The sequence below is a fragment of the Streptomyces sp. NPDC039736 genome (genome assembly GCF_055596485.1).
In genome coordinates this window covers 744,414-763,500 of sequence record NZ_JBVIUQ010000002.1, presented here as the reverse complement: position 1 = coordinate 763,500, position 19,087 = coordinate 744,414, and the positions used below count along the sequence as shown (strand labels likewise).

Here is a 19,087-nt window from a genome sequence, read left to right as displayed (position 1 = left end):
GTGGGACAACAGGAGCAGTCAGGACTGTCCGGGACGGAACGGACAGGGCTGCATGGAGCGGAAGGCGATTCCCATGCAGCAGCCGCGCCCCCGCCCCGGCATATCCGGCGACCCCCGCCCCACCCGGGACGACCGCCCGCCGGGCCGCCGCAGACCCTCGCGCCGGGCGCTGACCCTCACCGCCGCCGCGGCCCTCGGCATCGCCGCCGTGACCTCGGCGGGCACCCCGCTCGGCGACTCCGGCCGGGCCTCGGCGGGACCGGCCGGAACACACCGCGCGAGCGGGATGACGAACGTGCGCACGCATCCGCAGGCGCGGCCCGAGGGCCCGCCGGGCTCCCCCGAGGCCGCCGAGGCGGCCGCACAGCCGTGCCGGATATCCGGCGCCCAGGGCGTGCAGATGTCCGAGGGCATCCCCACCCCGTCCGGGTACACGCGCTCCACCGGCGAGGTCCGCGCCCTCAACCTGATGATCGACTTCCCGGACGCGCCCGGCGAGGGCCGCGCCCTGGACCGCTTCCAGGAGTTCGCCCCGCAGACCGCCGCCTGGTTCGAGACCAGCAGCTACGGGCGGCTGCGGTACACCCCGGAGGCGCCCGTCGCCGACTGGCTGCGGATGCCGCTGCGGTTCGCCGAGTACGGGATAGAGCGCGGCGCCCCCTTCGAGCCCGGCTACCAGCAGCTCGTGCGGGACATCGTGGCCGTGGCGGACCCCCGGGTGGACTTCTCCGCCTACGACCTGGTGAACGTCCTGGTCACCCCGAACGCGGGCCCCTCGGCCCTGGAGACCGTCCTGTCGGTGACCTTCTCCGGCAACCACGAGGCGCCCGTCGCCGACGGCGTGCCGCTGGCCAACACCTCGTTCGTCTACAGCCGGCAGGACGACGGCTCCGGTTCGTACGCGGAGACCGGCTTCCGGGTGCTCCCGCACGAGAACGGCCACGTCTTCGGGCTGCCGGACCTCTACACCGCCGACGGCGGCGCGTCCGTGGGCCACTGGGACATCATGTCCGAGGACTGGGGGGCCAACAACGACTTCCTGGGCTGGCACAAGTGGAAGCTGGGCTGGCTGGACGCCGGGCAGATCGGCTGCGCCGCCCGCCCCGGCCGGACCGAGCTGACGCTGGCCCCGCTGGCCGCCCCCACGTCCGGCCGCAAGCTGGCGTTCGTCCCCCTCGACGGCTCGTCCGGGTACGCCGTCGAGGTGCGCACCCCGGCCGGGAACGACGAGGCGGTCTGCAAGCCCGGTGTGCTGATCTACCGGGTGGACGCCGACGTCGACACCGGCAACGGGCCCGTCTCGGTGGCCGACAGCGAGCGCGCCAGCGGCGGCTGCACCCGGCGCCCCAACGTCCACCTGGAACTGTCGGACGCGCCCTACGAGCCCGGCACGTCCTTCACCGACCCGGAGCGCCGGGTACGCGTCGACGTCCTGGGCGCGGACGGGTCGGGCAACCACCGGGTGCGGATCACGCGGAAGTGACCCCCGGCACCGGCACCGTCTGCAAGGAGGCGTCCGGTGCCAGACGGGCGAGCAGCGTGCCGCCGGTGGGGCCCGTCCCCAGGGCGGCGGCCCCCACCACCGTGCCGGTGACCGTGGTCCACCGCGGGGCGTCGGCGGTGCCCAGGGTGGCCAGGCTGGTGCCGCCGTCGTTGTTGCGGGAGGCGAGCAGGACGCTGCCGTCCCGCTCGGCGTGCAGGGCGAGGACCCCGTAACCGCGGGCCACCAGTCCCGTGCGCAGCGGGCTCCACGTCCTGCCGTCGGCGGACAGCCGGTGCGCCAGCGGCTCGCCCGAGCCGCCCGCGCGGTACGCCAGCAGCAGCGTGCCGTCGCCCTGCGCCAGGACGGCCGGCGGGTCGGCGGGCGCCGGGAGCCCGGTCGCGGCGAAGGCGACGGGTCCCTCGGCGCGCTTCTGCCGCCAGTGGTGCACCGTGCCCCGCGCGCTGGCGAAGACGTGCACGCGTCCCGCCGTGTCGGTGACGGCGCACAGCCCCTCCTGCACCTCCGCGCCGCCCAGGTCCTGCCAGGGGCTCCAGCGGCCGTCGGCGCCCTGTCGGCGGCAGGAGACGCCCTTGGCCCAGTTCCGTACGAACAACCAGACGGTGCCGTCGCCCGCGGTCGCCACCACCGGGGTGCCGACCCGGCGGCCGCGCGCGGGGTCGCTCTCGGGGTTGCCGAGCGACGACCAGGCGCCGAACGGGCCGCCCCTGCGCTGCTGCGCGGCGGTGACGACCTCCCGGCGGTTGTCCCTGGCCTTCGGCCCCAGCTCGGTGTTCCGCGTCGCGAACAGCCGCCGGCGGCCGTCCTTGTCCTGGGAGACCGTCAGCCCCGGCTGCAGACCGTCGCCGCCGAGCAGGCGCGGCTTCGACCAGGTGCCGTCGGCGGGGTCCTCCTGCCGCCACATGGCCGCCTGCCCGGACAGCACCGCGAACGCGTACAGCGTGCCGTCGGCGTCCTGGAGCAGCCGGGGGGCGGCGGTGGGGTGCCGGTGGGAGGTGCGCTGCGCCCAGCCGGTTTTCCGGGAGCGGTTGCGGCCGACGTCGTAGTCGCCGCACCCGGCGACGAAGTCGCAGCCCTCGGGGGTGCCGCCGTAGGCGTTCAGGGCGCTCACCTTGGCGGCGAGCAGGTGCCGGGGCAGGTTGTCGGGCCAGCGCTCGTTGAAGTAGCCGCGGTAGGAGACGACCGCGCAGGCGTCCGTCCCGCGGCGCTTCTTGAGGTGCTGGGCCAGGGCGGCCTGGGTGAACAGGGCGGCGACGGTGTGGTCGGGGTGGTCGGAGTAGCCGGGCTGGTCGTGGTGGACGCGGTGCAGGGCGTCGTGGACCTGCCGGTCCGGGTCGGCGTCCAGCATCCGTACCAGCGTGGGCCGGTGGCGGTCCATCAGGTGGGCCAGCGCGTCGATCAGCGAGCGGCGGGTGACCGGGGACGGGTCGGTGACCGGGGAGCCGGTGCTCACCAGGGTGCTGGTGACCATGTCCGGGTCCAGCCACAGCTTCGGCAGGGTCTGGTTGCCGGCGCGCGGGCCGCCCGGGCCGTGCTGGCGCACGCCCAGGAAGACCAGTTGGACGCCCTCGTGGTCGTCGAGGGTGTTGGTCTCCACGCGCAGGCCGCCGGGCAGTTCCTCGGCCCGGGCGGTCCAGGGGGACTTCGGGTCGCCGGTCGCCATGAACGCGTACGCCTGACGCAGTCCCTGCCGGCGGGAGCCGGCGTAGCCGGGGACGTCGGGCTTGGGCTTGGGGCCGCCGGGGACCTTGTTGCGGCCGTTGCTCTCGCCGCAGTTGACGTACACGCTGACGACGGTGTCGTTGGCGTCCAGGGACTGCTGGGTCTCCGGGTTCATGAAGTACAGGTCGTCGTCCGGGTGGGCGAGCACCTGGAGCACCCGGGTGCCGCTCTGGCCGTCCTCGGCGGGCTGCACCGCCGCGCGCGGGGAGCCCTGCACGTCGGCGAGGCGGTTGCCGGGCACGGCGGCCGGCGGTCCCACGGACGTACGGGAGGTGCAGCCGACGGCGGCGGCCGCGACGGCGAGACCGGCCACGACGGCACGGCGGGAGGGCAGGGGGCGCACGGCGACTCTCTTGCGGACGGGCCGGTACGGACGGGCCGGTACGGCGGCGGGTGGCACGGGACGGGCGGACGGAGCCGGTCCCGAACGGGCCGGACACGGCGGGCGGAGCGGTTCAGTCCGACGGCAGCTCGTAGCGGCCGGGGACCGGGAAGTACGTCTCCAGGAAGGGGCGGAGCAACGCCGTGCTGCGGGCGATGTCCGCCTCCGTGGAGAGGGTGTCGTTGAGGCAGAACGCGGCCTTGTCGCGGTCGAGGAGCAGCCGGTCGAGACGGTTGGCCGCGTTCGGCTTGGAGACGTCGATGTAGGAGTACTCGATGTCGCTGGGCAGCGCCCGGCGGGTGTGGAAGGCGTAGTAGTGGTACAGCGACGACGGGATGGCGATGTCGCTGCTGCTGCGGAAGCGCTGGGCGGCGGTCTGCCGGTGCTGGGCGGCGAACTCCTCCTCGATCTCCGCGAGCACGGTGCGCGACAGCGCGTGCGGGACGTGCCGCATCTTGCCGACGGGGGTGGTGCCGAAGCGCTCCTCGATGAGGGCGCGGTTGTTCTTCCCGGCGATGGAGACGGGGACGTCGTCCGCGCTGGGCGGGCCGAGGGGCACCAGGGCCGGCGACGGGAAGAACTTGGTGAGCCCGTTGGAGAGGAAGAAGTCGGTGGGGGACGCCTCCGCGCCGAGGAAGACGTCGTCGTTGAAGTAGAGGAAGTGCTCCGCGAGGCCGTCGATGTGGTGCAACTGGCTCTCGATGGCGTGCGAGTTGAACGTCGGCAGCACGGAGGGGTCGCTGAAGATCTCCCGGTGGCTGATCACCTTGAGGCCCGGCTGCGAGGTGTCCAGCCAGGCCGGGACCTGGTCGTCGGTGACCAGGTGGATGGTGCGCACCCAGGGGGCGTACATCTCCAGGGAGCGCAGGGAGTAGCGCAGTTCCTCGTGGTCGGCGTACCGGGCGGCGTTGGCGGCCTCCTCGTGGTACGAGCTGCCGGACACGGAGGCGCGGCGCTCCAGCCAGGCCGGGTCGGAGCCGTCCACCCAGGTGTAGACGACGTCGACCGGGAAGGGGATGTCGTCGGGCAGGACGGTGACGAACTCCTCGCGGGTGCGCACCGTCAGGGGCGAGACGTCACGCGTGCCGTGCGGCGCGGTGAAGGTCGCGACGGGCACCTCGACCGGCTCGGCCACCACGGGCACCGACTCGGTGACGGCGTTGCGGCGCAGCGCGGGGGCGGTCAGCCGGTCGTCCGTCTCGCGCGTCCAGAACTCGACCTCGCAGCCGTTCTCCGGGCCCAGGACGAGGCGGCGGGTGGCGTCGGTGCGGTACCAGAAGAGGTGCACCGACGACGCCTGCTCGTAGCGGCGCCAGCCGGCGCCCCGGTAGGCGGGGGCGACGCGCGGCTTGTCGTTGCCGTGGGCGCCGAAGTAGCCGGGGAAGGTGCGGCACAGCTCCTGGAGCGTCTCCAGGGTGCGGCCCCGGTCCACCGCGGAGACGGCGACGGTGGTAGTGCTGGTGCTGGTGCCCCGTACGCAGAAGTAGTCGATGCCGGCGGCCTCCAGGGCCGCCGTGACGGCCGTGAGGTTGGCCCTGCGGGCCGTCTGCGGGGAGAGCCGCTGCTCGGTGAAGGCGATGCGCGGGCGGCCCTCCACGGCGACGACGGAGCCGCCGGAGGACGCGATCAGCGGGCGGTGCTGGGCGCTGAGCCGGGCGTTGCGGGCCTGGCGGACGCCCTGCACGACGGTGGCCGCGCTGACGGCCTTCTTGATGCCGCGGCGCATCTCGGGCGAGTACCGTCCGGCTATCGCGCGCCGCAGCCGCATCGGGGCGACCTTGCGGTACGCCGTGACCAGCGGGGACGCCTCGGTGTTCACGGCGCCGGCGGAACGCACCACGCGGCTGCTGGCGGCGGGGGCGCCGGAAGCGCCGGCGGCAGCAGCACCGTCACCGGCCGCCGCGGGGGGGCCGGTGGATATCTCCGGGCCCGGTGCGGCCGAGGCTGCGTCGTCGGTCGCGGCCGTCGGCACGGCCCGGCCCGCGGCCTGCCGTACGGTCGCCTTCGCGTCCTCGATCTGCTTCATTACCCCTCGCCCGCCCTCGATGATCGGGACCGGTACCGGACCCCTTCACCTAAACTTTACAAACGGACCAGTCAAGCCGTGCCCGCCGCACTCCTCTCACCCTTGAGGACAGAGGGAATTTGGCGGGAGTTCGCTCCCCGGCCACGAGGTGACGTTGATCACACGCCCTGGTACGGGAGTTGAGCCGCTCCCGGGAATTTGCCGCAGCGCGCGCGGCCTTGGCAGGATGCCGGGACCCCGGGCCGCCCAGCGGCCGAACAGAGAGATGGACATCACCATGAGTGACGAATCCGTGAGCGCGGCACGTGCCCGTGCCGCCCGCCCGAGCGGCTCATGAACGACGCCCTGATCGCCCAGGCCGTCAAGGCGGTCCACCGCGCCCGGCGCACCGCGGGCCGGGTGCGCCGCCGGGTGGAGCGCATCAACACGGTTCCGGCGCTGGGCGCACGGGTCGGCCCGCGGCCGACGCTGCCGCCCGTGCACCTCTCCCTGATCTCCGGCCGCACCCTGAACCTGGCCGTCCGCTGCCCCTTCCCGGGCACCCCGCCGGAGCAGGCCCGGCTCGTCTTCGAGCACCGGGGACGGCGACAGAGCGTGACGCTCGCTCAGGAAACGCACCCCGAGGGGCTGCTCCTGACCGCCACGGCGTCCCTGCGGCACGACGTGCACGACGCCCCGGACGCGCCCGGTCCGCGGCTGTCCGACGGTGTGTGGAGGCTCACGGTCGTCACCACCGACCGCGCGGGCAACGAGAGCCGCTTCGGGATATCCGACGTCACCGCCACGGCTCCCGAGGGACCCACCCTCCCGCACTCCCCCAGCAGCACGAGCGGGGCCGTGTTCCGCCCGGTGCGCTCGGTCGACGGACACACCATGATCAAGGTGACCGGGCCCCGTGAGCAGGCCGAACTGCTCGGCTTCGACCTGTACTGGGACCGCGTCACGGTGCAGGGCCGGCTGCTGACCGCCGCCACCCCGTACGCCGCCTGGACCGTCGAGGCGGTGCGCCGCGGGAGCTCGTCGGCGACGGTGCGCGTGACGCCCGTCTGGGACGGCGACCGCTTCACCTTCGACGTGCCGCTGGACGCCATGGCCGGCGGCGCCAGGACGGCCCGGATGTGGGACTTCCAGCTCCACCGCGGCCGCAGCAAGGCCAGGATCGGCCGCAGGCTCACCGACGTGCGCCATCCCAAGAAGGTGCTCCGTACGCCCTTCAGGACCATCGCCACCCCGGCCGGCGCCCTGCTGCGCGTCCACGCGCACCTCTCCCCGGCGGGCACCTTCGCGGTGAACCTGGCCCCGCTGCCGAACCCGGCCGCCGCCCGCACCGCCGCGGCCCCGCCGCCGGACCCGGCCGCCCGGACCACCGCGGCCCCGCCGCCCGTCAGCCCCACCGCCCAGAGCACCGCAGCTCCCGCCCCCACGCCCGAGGACTCCGCCCGATGAAGATCACGTTCCTGCTCACCTGGGGCGACGAGATGGGCGGCACCGAGCTGGCCGTCTACACCCAGGCCGCCCACCTCGCCCCGCACCACGAGGTCGAGGTGCTCAGCGTCGTGAAGACCCGGGAGGAGCCGTTCTTCCCGGCCGGGCGCGAGATACCGCGCCGTTACCTGGTCGACCGCACGGGCCCGTACGCACAGCCCGTGCGCGAGCACGGCCTGGACCCGAAGACCTGCCGCACCCTGGCCGCGCTGCCCAGCGAGATCATCAAGCCCGAGTGGGAGCCGACCTTCGACCGGCTCACCGACATCGAGATGACCCGGGCGCTCAGCTCGCTCGACAGCGACGTCGTGGTGAGCACCTCCCCCGCGCTGATGGCCGCCGTCGCCGACCTGGTGCCGTCCCGCGTGATCACCGTCAACCAGGAGCACCGCGCCTCCCAGCAGCGCGGCGCCGACGTCGAACCGCTGCTCGCGCAGGCCTGCCGGATCGACGCCCTGGTCGCGCTCACCGACCGCACCAAGGACTGGTTCGCCGACTCCCTCGGCCGCTCCGCCCCCGAACTGCACGCCATCCCCAACGCCGTCCCGGACGGCTTCCGCCCGCGCTCCGACCTCGGCAACAAGACCATCGTCATGGCGGCCCGCCTGATGGCCGGCAAGCAGGTCGACCACGCCATCGAGGCGTTCGCGCAGATCGCCGGCGAGCACCCCGAGTGGCGGCTGCGCATCCTGGGCGACGGCCCGCACGAGGTGCGGCTGCGCCGCCTGATCGAGGGCCTCGCCCTGCACGACCGGGTCGAGCTCCTGGGCCGCAGCGCCAACATGGAGCAGGAGTGGGCGGCGGCCGGGCTCTCCGTCCAGTCCTCCCGCAGCGAGGCGTTCCCGCTCGTCCTGCTGGAGACGTTCGCCGCGGGCGTGCCCGTCGTCTCGTACGACGTGGTGACCGGCCCCGCCGAGATCATCCGCCACGGCGTGGACGGCCTGCTCGTCCCGGCGGGCGACAAGGACGCCCTCGCCGTCGCGATGTCGAAGCTGATGGCGGACGACGAGATGCGCCGCGCGTACGGCCGGGCGGCCCGCGAGGGCGTCTACGAGCGCTTCGGTTCGCACCGGATCACCGCGCTCTGGGAGGACCTCTTCCAGCGCCTCGTGGCGCGCCGCGACGACCCCCGCCGCCTCGCCGAGCGGGCCGACCGCACCGCGCACCGCATCGCCGCCGGCGGCAGCCGCAGCTTCACGCCGGCCGCGCCGGTCTCGCTGCTCGCGGGCTCCTCCGACGAGCAGAAGGCCCGCGAGGTGCTGCTCCAGGCGCAGGACCGCACCGGCACGCTGGTCCGCTCGGCGGGCCGGCTCGCCGAGGTCCGCGACGACATCCTCGCCCAGCGCATGGCCGACTGGAACCTGGAGCTGGCCACCGACGCCCTCACCGCCCACGGCGTCCCGTACGTCGTGCTGCGCGACGACGCCTCCTCGCACCGCGTCGCCGTCGAGGCGGAGCGCCGCGAGGCGGCCCTGGCCGCGCTGGCCAGCGCCCTGCACGGCAAGCCGGTGTACGCCGAGCTCGTCGGCCCCGACGGCCCGGCCCCCGGCGCCGTGCTCGCGGAGCGCCTGCGCGACGTGGGCGGAGTGGCGGGCGTCCGCGTCTTCAAGCCGGTCGCCACCGAGAGCCGTTCGCTGCGGTACGGTCCGGCCTTCGGCTGCACCGTGGAGTTCTGGACGCTGACCGACGAGGACGACGAACTGCCCGGCTGGCGCGCGGCCCCCCGGGGCACCACCCTGCTCGGCCCCCGCCTGCCGCACCTGGACGCCGACGCCACCCTGCGCGTGGGCGAGCGCGACCACCCCACCATCGCGGCCTTCACCGAGAAGCTGATGTGGGAGGTCGACTTCCCCATCGACGTGGTCTACACCTGGGTGGACGACTCCGACCCGAAGTGGCGCGAGCGCCGCGACACGGCCAAGCGCGCGGCGGGCCTGCTCCCGGCGGGCGTCGACGCCGACGCCGGTGACGTCCGCTTCCGCAACCGCGACGAACTGCGCTACTCCCTGCGCTCGCTCGCCATGTACGCCCCGTGGGTGCGCACGATCTACCTGGTCACCGACGACCAGACCCCCGAGTGGCTGAACACCGAGCACCCGGGCGTCAAGGTGGTCGGCCACCGGGAGATCTTCAGCGACCCCTCCGTGCTGCCGACGTTCAACTCGCACGCCATCGAGAGCCAGTTGCACCGCATCGAGGGCCTCTCGGAGCACTTCCTCTACTTCAACGACGACGTCTTCCTGGGCCGCCCGGTCAGCCCGCGCGACTTCTTCTCCAGCAACGGCCAGGCACTCTTCTTCCGCTCCCCCACGGCCATCCCGCCGACGCCCTTCGCCGCCACCGACGAGGGCTACTTCGGAGCGGCCAAGAACAACCGCGAGCTCCTCAAGGAAGCCTTCGGCCGCACCGCCACCCACGGCTTCCTGCACACCCCGCACCCGCTGCGCCGCAGCGTCCTGGCGGAACTCACCGAGCGCTTCCCCGCCGAGGTCACCGCCACCGCCCGGAGCCGTTTCCGCGCCCCCACGGACCTCTCAATGGCGGCCTCCCTGCACCACCACTACGGCTACCTCACCGGCACCTCGGCCCCCGCCGGCATCTCCTGCACCATCGTCAACGCGGGCTCCTACGCCCACCACACCCGTCTCAGCCGCCTGCTGTCCGCCCGCAGCCACACCATCTTCTGCATCGGCGAGTCCCCGTCGGCCGAGGTCCCGCCGGACGAACAGGACCGCGTGGTCCGCGCCTTCCTCGGCGCCTACTTCCCCGTCCCCTCCCCCTTCGAGCGCCCCGCCCCCTCCATCCGCTAACCTGTCCAGAGCCGCCCTCCGGGGCGGTGTCGCCTCCGTAGCTCAGGGGATAGAGCACAGCTCTCCTAAAGCTGGTGTCGCAGGTTCGAATCCTGCCGGGGGCACAGCGAGAAGGGCCAGTACCAGGGTCATGATCCCCGGGTACTGGCCCTCCCGTGTGTGCGCGGTCGCGCCCCCGCGTTACGAGGACCTGCGGACCGCCGCCGCCTTGCGGGCCGCGGCCAGCTCCGCGCTTTCGCGGCGGCCCCGGGAGGGGGCCGGGGAGCGGCGGGCGCGGGGGGCGCGGGTGCGGGTGTCGGGGGCGGTGGGGGACTTCGGGGCGCGGACCGGGACGCCCGAGGGGGCCTGGGCGCCGGTGATGCGGGTCAGCTCGGCGTCGCCGGAGCGGACCTGCGCGGTCTCGGGGCGGATGCCCGCCTCGCGCATGAGGCGGGAGAAGTCGCGGCGCTGGTTCGGGGTGACCAGGGTGACCACCCGGCCGGACTCGCCCGCGCGGGCGGTGCGGCCGCCGCGGTGCAGGTAGTCCTTGGGGTCGGTCGGCGGGTCGACGTTGACGACGAGGTCGAGGTTGTCGACGTGGATGCCGCGGGCGGCGACGTTCGTGGCGACGAGGACGTTGATCTCGCCGTTCTTGAAGCGCTCCAGGGTGCGCGTGCGCAGCGGCTGCGACTTGCCGCCGTGCAGGGCGGCCGCGCGGACGCCGGCGGCCAGGAGGTCGGTGGTGAGGCGGTCGACCGCGTGCTTGGTGTCCAGGAACATCAGGACGCGTCCGTCACGGGCCGCGATCTCGATGGTGGTGGCGTGCTTGTCCGCGCCGTGCACTTCGAGGACGTGGTGCTCCATGGTGGTGACCGCGCCCGCGGAGGGGTCCACGGAGTGGACGACCGGGTCGGTCAGGAAGGTGCGCACCAGTTTGTCGACATTGCGGTCGAGGGTGGCGGAGAAGAGCATCGTCTGCCCGTCCTCGCGCACCTGCTGGAGCAGTTCGGTGACGTCGGGCATGAAGCCCATGTCGCCCATCTGGTCGGCCTCGTCCAGGACCGTGATCCTGACCTGGTCGAGACGGCAGTCGCGGCGCTCGATGAGGTCCTTGAGGCGGCCGGGCGTGGCGACCACGACGTCCGCGCCCCGGCGCAGGGCGGAGGACTGGCGGCCGATGGACATGCCGCCGACGACGGTGGCGATGCTCAGCCGCAGCGCCTTCGCGTACGGGTCCAGGGCGTCCGTGACCTGCTGCGCGAGTTCACGCGTCGGTACGAGGACGAGCGCGAGGGGCAGCTTGGGCTGGGCCCGGCGGCCGTACGCGGCCGTACGGGTGAGCAGCGCCAGGCCGAAGGCCAGCGTCTTGCCGGAACCGGTGCGCCCGCGCCCGAGCACGTCGCGGCCCGCGAGGGAGTTGGGCAGCGTGGCGGCCTGGATGGGGAAGGGGGTGGTGACGTTCTCGGCGGCCAGGGCGGCCTGGACCGGGGCCGGGAGGTCCAGTTCGGTGAAGGCGGTCACCGGGGGAAGGCCCGGGGTGACCGTCACCGGCAGGGCGAATTCGCCCTTCAGCGGGACCGGGCGGCGGGAGCGCCCGCCGTTGCCGCCCGCGCGGGAGGTGTTCGTACGGCCGGCGCTCGTGCCCGCGCCCGCACCCGTCCTCGGGCGGCCGGCGCCGCGGTTTCCGTTGCCGGAACCGCCGCCGGATTTCTTGCCGGCGCTGGTGTCCCGGTTTCCGCCGAAGCGGGCGTAGTTCGTACTCACAAGGGAGTCCTCTCGATACCGGCACGTATCGAGGAAATCCCGGCGCACCGCGGGAAGCGGGCCGCATTTCAAGAACGAGCCGAATGTCAAATGTCAATGGAAAGCAAAAAGTCGGTCCGGAAGGTTTGAACAACGTCCGGGCCGGTTTTGTTCCCGGGTCCGCGCGGCAGTCGCCGCGGCCCGGCGCAAAAACGGGCTGGGACCCACACCCCAGGGTGCGAGTCCCAGCCGCGCTTGTCACCGCTGATCAGGCACGGAGCCGATGATCAGAGATCACTGATCGAAGATCGGTGATCAATTAGGCGGGGACGATGTTCTCCGCCTGCGGGCCCTTCTGGCCCTGCGTGACGTCGAAGTTCACCTTCTGGCCTTCCTGGAGCTCACGGAAGCCGGAGGTGGCGATGTTCGAGTAGTGGGCGAAGACGTCGGCGCCGCCGCCATCCTGCTCAATGAAGCCGAAGCCCTTTTCCGAGTTGAACCACTTCACGGTGCCAGTAGCCATGTCATTCTCCTTCGGGGTGAAACCCGGGGAACACACACTGTGCATGTTCCACGTCGCGCGATGATGACCCCGTCCGGGAGAACTGCACCGGAAATACAAAAGAAAAGTGCGCCCAACGAAACCGAATGTGACGATTCCGAGGAGAGCACTTGTAAGTCTTTTCGGGAACCACAACTGCAACTGCTAATCACCGTAGCATGCCGCGAGCATTTCGGCACGGCGAGTATTCGTGTCGCCCGGCCGGGGCGGGGATGCCTCGGCGGGGCGGACGGATCGTGGTGCGGGTGGGAATGTACCCGGGGGGTGGCGGGGTAATCGTCGGCGGTGCGGTGCCTCGTCCCCTTGGGCGGTGGGGCCCCCGGGGAGCGGGCGGGCAAGGGGCAGCCCCTTCCGCTTCCGGACCCGCCCGGGTGCCGCGCCCTGCGTGAGCGCCTGTGCCGGACGTGCGACTTCGCCGAGGCCGTGGGCTCAGCCCCGGCACCGGGCCAGGCCGCCCCGCCCGGCTCGGGCAGGGCGGCCCCGGACCCTTCCCCAAGCTCTCCACCTCGTTCGAGCAGGGGAGACCCCATCCTTTCCCTGAAGCGCTCGCCGCGCGGCCAGGTGCACGGTTCCGGGCAGATCCGTCGTAGCTGGGCGCGCAGTTCCCCGCGCCCCCTCAGGGGCGCGTCGTGGTTGCTTCGCGCGGTTCCCCGCGCTCCTGAGGGGGCGAGAGGTCAGCCCAGGCGTTTCAGTTTGGCGGTGAAGCCCGGTTCGGCCAGGGGGGACTGGAGGGCGACCGGGGCCGACTGCTTGCCCGGGCCCGTGCCGACCGTGATCTCGCCGACCACGTCCCCCTTCTTCCCCGCGTGCGGCACGGCCCTGCCCGCCTGCGCCCCCATCGCCAGCTCGACCTTCAGGCCCGGCCAGCCGACCGCCTTCAGGTCCTTCGTGGCCACCACCGGCGTCTGTCCGCCGAGCCCGTCGTCCACGTACCCGACGACCGTGCCCTTCTTGACCACCTGCGCCGAGGCCGCCACCTGCTGCGCCTTCTGGATCAGCTTCAGGCTCTGGTCGATCGCCCGCTGGAGCTTCTTGCCGAGCTGGTCGCCGGTCTGCTGGTTCATCACCGCGCCGATGATGCGGTGCGTCTCGCCGTCGACGACCGTGTTCGCCGTGAACAGCAGGTTGCCGCCCGCCGGCGTCGTGGAGCCCGTCTTGATGCCGTTGACGCCCGGCTGCAGCAGGATGTTGTTGTTGTTGTAGATCCGGCCGGGCAGGCCGGGGATGTCGACCTGCGGCATGTCCACGATCTCGCGGAACACGCCGTTCTTCATCAGGGCCCGGCCCAGCTTGATCTGGTCGAGCGGGGTGCTGACCGTGCCCTTGTCGAAGCCGCTGGAGTCGGTGTACTTGGAGTTGGTCATGCCGAGGTCCTTGGCCGCGGCGTTCATCTTCTCCAGGAACTTGTCCTCGGAGCCCGCGTCCCAGCGCCCCAGCAGCCGCGCCACGTTGTTGCCCGACGGGATCATCAGCATCATCAGCATCTGCCGCTGGGTGTACTGCTGGCCCTTCTTGATCTGCGCCGTCGACTCGTCGCCCTTGCCCGCGTCGTCCTCGCCCTGCTGGTCCACCTCGATCTTCGGGCCGTTCTCCTTGCCCTTGAGCGGGTGGTCCTTGAGGATCACGTACGCCGTCATGGCCTTCGCCATGCTCGCGATCGGCGCGGGCTTCTGCGGGCCCTCCGTGCCCATGCTGCCGACGCCCTCGATCTCGATCGCCGACTGGCCCTCGCCGGGCCACGGCATCTCCGTCGTGCCTCCGCCGAACGTGTAAGTCGGCTTGGCGCTCAGCGTCAGCTTCGGGTCCGGCAGCGGTCGCACGAGCTGCACCAGCGCGAAGATCAGCAGCAGCAGGAGGATCAGCGGCGTCCAGATCTTGAAACGTCGCACGGTCGTGCGCACCGGGGTCTCCGGCGGCGCGGGCTTGTTCGTCAGCTCGGCCAGCAGGTCCAGCGGCGGCTTCGGCGGCAGCGGCTGCTGCCGGGTCCGCTCGGTCTCCGGCTGTCCGGGGCCGGCCTGCGGCGGCAGGGGCCGCGACGGCTCGGCGGCCGCGCCCGGCGTGCGCGGCGGCCTCGGGGTCCGTACGTCGTCGGGCTTCAGCGGTACGAACGTGCTGGTCTGCTCGGCGTCCGACTCGGGCTTGGGCAGCGGGGACGACTTGGCCGCCCCCGCCCCCCGGGGCTTGATCTGCTCGTCGGAGGGCAGCTTGAGCATGGCGGTGGGCTGATCGACCCGGGGCGCGTCCGGCCGCCTGGTCGTGAACACGGCCGTCGCCTGGTCGACGCCCTCGCCCTTGGTCCCGGCCTTGTCCTCGGACCCGGCCTTGCCCTTGCCTTCGTCCTTGGCCTTGGTCTTGCCTTCGTCCTTGGCCTTGTCCGCGCTGTCGTCCGTCGCGTCGCGGTCGTCGTCGCCGTCCTCGGCGGGGGCCGGGGACTTCTTCGCCGGTACGGCAGCGGGGGCGGCCTTGCCGACCGGCGCGGCCGGGGTCTTCTCGTGCTCGACCTCGGGCTCGGGCTCGACCTCGGGCTCGGCCTCGGCCTCCGTGTCCGCGTCCGTCGTCGCGGCCGGTACGGGTTTCTTCGCAGCCGGTACGGGAGCGGGGACGGCCTTCCCGTCCCCGGCCGACGGGGACCCGTCCTCGTCCTCCTCCGGTGCCGCGGAGGATTCCGGTTCCGGGGCGGTCTTCGTCTTCGGTACGTCCTTGCCGGTGGTCTCGGCCGCCGTGTCACCGGCCGGTGACACAGCTTCCGCCTCCGGGTCGTCGGCCGGGTCGTCCGAGGTCGCCACCCAGGCCGCCACGGCCTCACGCAGCCGGGAGTCGCCCGTCTCCGGGGTGTCCACGGGCTCGGGCTTCTTCGTCGCGGCGGGTGCGTCGTCGGGGTCGGCGGGCTCGTCCGCCGGGGACTCAGATCGGGATTCCGCTTCCGGCTCCGGCTCCGGCTCCGGCTCCGGCTCCGACCCAGATTCCGGTTCCGATTCCGGTTCCGGGTCTTCCGTCGGCTCGGGCTTCGGTGCTTCCGTGCCCCTCGGGCGGGTGCGGAACGTCGCCGTCGGCTGGTCCGCGCCCTCGTCCGTGTCCGGGCCCTGGTCCTGGTCCGGGCCCTGGTCCTTCGAGGAGGCGCCGGAAGCACCACGCGGTGCGGCCGGGTCCTCGCGGAAGACCGCGAGCCTCGGATCACGCTCATCGCTGCCAGCCGTCTCCCCCGACGACTTCCGCTGCTCCGACTTGCCGGGGGACTCGCCCGCCACCGATGCCTCCTCAACGCCAACAACAGTCGTGGCGGGATCTCCCCGCCCGTCCGATCCTGGGACCAGTGTCCCGCTACGGGACCCGCACCCACGTGCTAGACGAGAACGACATACCTACTGGTTCCCGTACGAAGCACCCAGGCACTCTCGACAGATGAATGTGAGAGGGGTCACCCTGTCATTCATCCACGCGGGGAGGCATGGATGGGCAGGAGCCGCAGAACAATTCCGGAGGAGCTTCTGCTGCTCGCTCTGGACCCGGCAACGGGTACCACAGCGCAGCCGCAGTCGCTCGACCTCGGCCTGGCCGGGGCACAGCTAGTGGAGCTGGCTCTGGCAGGACGGATAGCCCCTGACGGGGATCGTATCGCCGTGGTGATGCCACGGCCGACCGGAGATCCGACACTGGACTCCGCGCTGGAACTGCTGCGCCGACGCGGCAGCCCGGTTCGGGCAGTGAACTGGATCGGCGGGCCCCGGCTGGGGCTGCGCCAGATCTATCTCGCGCACCTGGAGCGGTGCGGCATGGTGCATGCCGTATCGGGTCAGATGTGCGGGGTCTTGCCGACGACTCGCTACCAGGCGACCGACACGGCAATCAGCCGGGACATCCGTGCCCGGCTGGACAGTGCGATCCGCACCGGCGTACCGCCGGACCCGCGGACCGCGGCGCTCGCCGCGCTGGCCCATGCGGTCGGACTCGGCAAGCACCTGTATCCCGGCAACGAGGGCCGGTCGTCGAGGTCCCGTCTGCGGGATCTCATTCGGCACGACCCCATGGGCGGACTCGTGGCGCACGCCGTGATGGACGTCCAGAACGGGGTGGCCGCCGCGCCACGCCGTGCAGCACCCGGCACGTCCTCCGGCCAGGGCTCCCCTGGCGGCGGCGGGGCCGGCGCACGTCCGTCGGCGGCCGTGTCCGCGCAGCCGCACCGCGGCAGCATGGCCAGGGCCGCAGCTCACTGACGTACGGCAGCTCACTGGCGTACGACAGCACGACGTACGAACGCACCACCCGAACGACAGCGAGCCGCAGCGAACGCGCGGGGCAGTGGACCGGCCGTCCGGACGAGGACCGGGCCACTGCCCCGCGCGTGCGTTTCCCGCAGGCGCGTTCCCGGGAGAGCCGGGAAACACCGGGAACCGGTACGGATGTGTGCCCGGCGCACCACCCTGTGTCGCCGTTTCCCGGCGCGGGCAGCCGAGTTGGTGGCAGGCTGCAAGGACCGAGCAGAGCATTCGCAGCACGCAGCCGGAGGTGCAGTCCCGTGGCGTCCCCCAACATCAACCCGACCGTCAGGCGACGTCGACTGGGCCAGGAGCTGCGCAGGCTCCGCGAGACGAAGGGCCTGACCGCGGAAGGCGTGGCCGAGCGGCTGCTGGTCTCCCAGTCGAAGATCAGCCGCCTGGAGAACGGCCGCCGCAGCATCAGCCCGCGCGACGTGAGGGACCTGTGCGGGGTGTACGAGGTGGAGGACCCCAGGGTCGTCGAGTCGCTGATGCAGATGGCCAAGGACTCGCGGCAGCAGGGCTGGTGGCACGCCTTCGGCGACATCCCGTACAGCGTCTACATCGGCCTGGAGACGGACGCCGAGAGCCTGCGCGTGTACGAGCCGCAGGTCGTCCCTGGCCTGCTCCAGACCACGGAGTACGCGGAGGCGGTGATCTCCGGCGCGCTGCCCGAGAGCACGCCGGAGGAGTGGAAGAAGCGGGTCGGCGTCCGGCTGCGCCGCAAGGAGCGCATCACCGCGGCGGCGGTGCCGCTGCGGCTGTGGGCGGTGATCGACGAGTCGGCGCTGTGCCGGGTGGTCGGCGACCGGCACCTGATGCTGGCGCAGTTGGAGCACCTCCAGGAGCTCTCCAAGCTGCCTCATGTGACCATCCAGGTCCTGCCGTTCTCGGCGGGCGCGCACACGGGGCTCAGCGGCCACTACGCGATCCTGGAGTTCCCGGAGACGACCGACTCCAGCGTGGTCTACATCGAGGGCGTCACCAGCGACCTGTACCTGGAGAAGACGGGTGACGTGCAGAAGTACACCGTGATGTACGAGCACCTGCGGGCGAAGGCGATGAGCGCGGAGGACTCGCTGGAGTACATCGACGACATCGCGAAGAGGCTCTACGCGGACTAGCGGAGGCGTCGCGCGGGCCGGCCCGGGGACCGGCGAGGACCGCCGCGCGGGCCGCCGGCACCCTCGGAACCCCTGGTGGTTCCAGGAGCCCCAGCAGGCCCCCGGGTCCCGGCAACCGCGCACCGTACACCTTCACCACGTTCGAGTGGAAGACCCGCCGGTATATGCCATCCGGTCGAGTGAACGACCCCTGTGGGCACCGGAGTTCCGGCGTAGCGTCGATCACGTCAAGCGAAACCGCTGGCAGCCCACGGCGAACGCCTTCGGTGGACGCTCGCGGCGATCGACGAACGACTGGTGGAGGCTGAAGGAACATGGCGATTCTCAAGGGCGCTACGGCCGAGTGGACGAAGTCCTCGTACTCCGGTGGGAACGGCGCGTGCGTGGAGGTCAAGTCCCCCGCGGTGCAGGCGATCGACGTACGGGACTCGAAGGCGCCGGACGGTCCCTCGATCTCCTTCGCGCCGGGTACGTGGACGTCGTTCGTCACCGAGGTCGGCCAGGGAAGCCTCGGTAACCGCTGACACCGCTGCACGGCCTTCGCCGTACAGCGTCCGAGCCCTCTCGACCGGCCCGCCGTCCTGGCCGAGGGGGCTCTCCGGCTTTCCGGGGCCGGCCGGCCCCGCTATCTGAGCCGGTCGACGTAGCGGTCCGTCCCCACCACCGTCGGGATGAACGGCGCGACCAGCTCGACCCGCCCGAGCCCCGTCCCGGCGACCGCCTCCCCGAGTCCGCCGAAGCGCTCCTGCCACTGCTCGCGGGGGTCCTCCTCCAGGAACCAGAGCAGGGTCAGCCGGGTGTCGACACCCTCCACCTGCTTGACGTACGTCATCCGGTCGCCCGGCAGCGGTGTCGGCCGGAAGACGGTGACCATGGCCGCCGGTGAACCGGCGAGCCGCTCGGGCAGGTGCGCGGTGCGCAGCCATTCGGCCAGCTCCGCGCGCTGCGACGGGCTCTGACTGTCCAGCACCTCCAGTACGAGCCCCTGGTAGGGGTGGTCCAGGGCGTGGAAGTCGCGCGGTCCGGCCGCCCCGTCCCGGTAGACGGTCGCCACGTGGTCCTGGAACGCCGTGAAGACGTGGGTGCGGGCCTGGTGGACGCGCCCGTCGCGGTTCAGGCGCTTGTTGATGGCGACGGTCCACTTCATGTGCTCGTCGTAACGGCCTTCGGTGATCCAGTAGGTGGACAGGTAGCACCCGGCGGTGACGGGGTCCGCGACCGCGGACTCGGCCGGGTGGCGCAGGAGTTGAAGGTCGCGGGTGGCGACCCAGCGGCGTCCCGCGTACATCCAGGGCATGGCCATGGCGCCGGCCATGTAGTGGTCGTCCTCGTACCAGCGGTTGTACGCGTACTCCTGCCCCGGGTGCGGTTCGACCAGGGTGATCAGGGCGTGCCCGGGGCGCACCCCGTACGGCCCGACGGCCGCCAGCTCCGCGTACGTCCCGCTGTGCGTCTCCTCGCTCATTCCCGCCCCTTCCAAGTGGCGTCCCGGCGACC

12 protein-coding genes and 1 tRNA gene are annotated in these 19,087 nt (G+C 72.5%); 7 read left to right on the top strand and 6 right to left on the bottom strand.

Translation table 11 applies throughout. From position 1 onward, the window contains the following. Positions 1 to 73: 73 nt before the first annotated feature. Positions 74 to 1,483 carry a M6 family metalloprotease domain-containing protein gene (locus ACZ56L_RS08460; RefSeq protein ID WP_471062610.1) on the top strand — a complete coding sequence of 470 codons (1,410 nt, stop codon included), beginning with the start codon at positions 74 to 76 and terminating at the stop codon, positions 1,481 to 1,483. On the opposite strand, the gene ACZ56L_RS08455 is transcribed toward ACZ56L_RS08460, so the two are convergent. Together ACZ56L_RS08455 and ACZ56L_RS08450 are read right to left on the bottom strand one after the other, a co-directional pair. Further along, positions 1,470 to 3,566: a PIG-L family deacetylase gene (locus tag ACZ56L_RS08455; RefSeq protein WP_471062609.1), complete on the bottom strand. Its 2,097-nt coding sequence runs from the start codon at positions 3,564 to 3,566 to the stop codon at positions 1,470 to 1,472. The two genes, ACZ56L_RS08460 and ACZ56L_RS08455, sit on opposite strands and share 14 nt — an antisense overlap. Before the next feature lie 112 nt (positions 3,567 to 3,678). After that, the gene (locus ACZ56L_RS08450; RefSeq protein ID WP_471062825.1) at positions 3,679 to 5,373 is read right to left on the bottom strand and encodes a stealth family protein; all 1,695 of its coding nucleotides are present in this window, start codon (positions 5,371 to 5,373) and stop codon (positions 3,679 to 3,681) included. A gap of 591 nt (positions 5,374 to 5,964) precedes the next feature. Between ACZ56L_RS08450 and ACZ56L_RS08445 the strand changes: the two genes are divergently transcribed. The 3 genes from ACZ56L_RS08445 (at position 5,965) to ACZ56L_RS08435 (ending at position 10,030) form a co-directional block, all read left to right on the top strand. After that, positions 5,965 to 7,077 carry a hypothetical protein gene (locus tag ACZ56L_RS08445; RefSeq protein WP_345221969.1) on the top strand — a complete coding sequence of 371 codons (1,113 nt, stop codon included), beginning with the start codon at positions 5,965 to 5,967 and terminating at the stop codon, positions 7,075 to 7,077. Next, complete coding sequence (locus ACZ56L_RS08440; protein ID WP_471062607.1) at positions 7,074 to 9,926, top strand: stealth conserved region 3 domain-containing protein; 2,853 nt, start codon at positions 7,074 to 7,076, stop codon at positions 9,924 to 9,926. The genes ACZ56L_RS08445 and ACZ56L_RS08440 overlap by 4 nt, the downstream gene beginning before the upstream one ends. Before the next feature lie 31 nt (positions 9,927 to 9,957). After that, positions 9,958 to 10,030, top strand: a tRNA-Arg gene (locus ACZ56L_RS08435). A gap of 76 nt (positions 10,031 to 10,106) precedes the next feature. Here the strand turns inward: ACZ56L_RS08435 and ACZ56L_RS08430 are convergent. The 3 genes from ACZ56L_RS08430 to ACZ56L_RS08420 form a co-directional block, all read right to left on the bottom strand. Then, positions 10,107 to 11,669, bottom strand: a complete 1,563-nt coding sequence (locus ACZ56L_RS08430; RefSeq protein ID WP_471062605.1) for a DEAD/DEAH box helicase — start codon at positions 11,667 to 11,669, stop codon at positions 10,107 to 10,109. Positions 11,670 to 11,967: 298 nt separating this feature from the next. Beyond that, positions 11,968 to 12,171 (bottom strand): cold-shock protein, encoded by a 204-nt coding sequence (locus tag ACZ56L_RS08425; protein WP_189825182.1) that lies wholly within the window; start codon positions 12,169 to 12,171, stop codon positions 11,968 to 11,970. Positions 12,172 to 12,884: 713 nt separating this feature from the next. Further along, positions 12,885 to 15,458 carry a D-alanyl-D-alanine carboxypeptidase family protein gene (locus ACZ56L_RS08420; protein WP_471062603.1) on the bottom strand — a complete coding sequence of 858 codons (2,574 nt, stop codon included), beginning with the start codon at positions 15,456 to 15,458 and terminating at the stop codon, positions 12,885 to 12,887. Positions 15,459 to 15,662: 204 nt separating this feature from the next. Here ACZ56L_RS08420 and ACZ56L_RS08415 point away from each other — a divergent pair, with 204 nt between their 5' ends. From ACZ56L_RS08415 to ACZ56L_RS08405, 3 genes are all read left to right on the top strand, one after another. Continuing rightward, a complete protein-coding gene (locus ACZ56L_RS08415) occupies positions 15,663 to 16,424 on the top strand; it encodes a GOLPH3/VPS74 family protein (protein WP_345221907.1) in 762 nt (253 codons plus the stop codon). A 302-nt stretch (positions 16,425 to 16,726) separates the two neighbouring features. Beyond that, positions 16,727 to 17,590, top strand: coding sequence for a helix-turn-helix domain-containing protein (locus tag ACZ56L_RS08410; RefSeq protein ID WP_345221904.1), 864 nt, complete (start codon positions 16,727 to 16,729; stop codon positions 17,588 to 17,590). 314 nt (positions 17,591 to 17,904) lie between these two features. Further along, a complete protein-coding gene (locus tag ACZ56L_RS08405) occupies positions 17,905 to 18,114 on the top strand; it encodes a DUF397 domain-containing protein (RefSeq protein ID WP_401754303.1) in 210 nt (69 codons plus the stop codon). A 101-nt stretch (positions 18,115 to 18,215) separates the two neighbouring features. On the opposite strand, the gene ACZ56L_RS08400 is transcribed toward ACZ56L_RS08405, so the two are convergent. Then, complete coding sequence (locus tag ACZ56L_RS08400; protein ID WP_401754306.1) at positions 18,216 to 19,055, bottom strand: hypothetical protein; 840 nt, start codon at positions 19,053 to 19,055, stop codon at positions 18,216 to 18,218. Between the last annotated feature and the right edge of the window lie 32 nt (positions 19,056 to 19,087).

What these genes read in the sequence shown, in the direction of transcription:
- ACZ56L_RS08460 (WP_471062610.1), top strand. Translation starts at nt 74, where the DNA reads ATGCAGCAGCCGCGCCCCCGCCCCGGCATATCCGGCGACCCCCGCCCC.
- ACZ56L_RS08450 (WP_471062825.1), bottom strand. Translation starts at nt 5,373, where the DNA reads ATGCGGCTGCGGCGCGCGATAGCCGGACGGTACTCGCCCGAGATGCGC.
- ACZ56L_RS08445 (WP_345221969.1), top strand. Translation starts at nt 5,965, where the DNA reads ATGAACGACGCCCTGATCGCCCAGGCCGTCAAGGCGGTCCACCGCGCC.
- ACZ56L_RS08440 (WP_471062607.1), top strand. Translation starts at nt 7,074, where the DNA reads ATGAAGATCACGTTCCTGCTCACCTGGGGCGACGAGATGGGCGGCACC.
- ACZ56L_RS08425 (WP_189825182.1), bottom strand. Translation starts at nt 12,171, where the DNA reads ATGGCTACTGGCACCGTGAAGTGGTTCAACTCGGAAAAGGGCTTCGGC.
- ACZ56L_RS08415 (WP_345221907.1), top strand. Translation starts at nt 15,663, where the DNA reads ATGGGCAGGAGCCGCAGAACAATTCCGGAGGAGCTTCTGCTGCTCGCT.
- ACZ56L_RS08405 (WP_401754303.1), top strand. Translation starts at nt 17,905, where the DNA reads ATGGCGATTCTCAAGGGCGCTACGGCCGAGTGGACGAAGTCCTCGTAC.
- ACZ56L_RS08400 (WP_401754306.1), bottom strand. Translation starts at nt 19,055, where the DNA reads ATGAGCGAGGAGACGCACAGCGGGACGTACGCGGAGCTGGCGGCCGTC.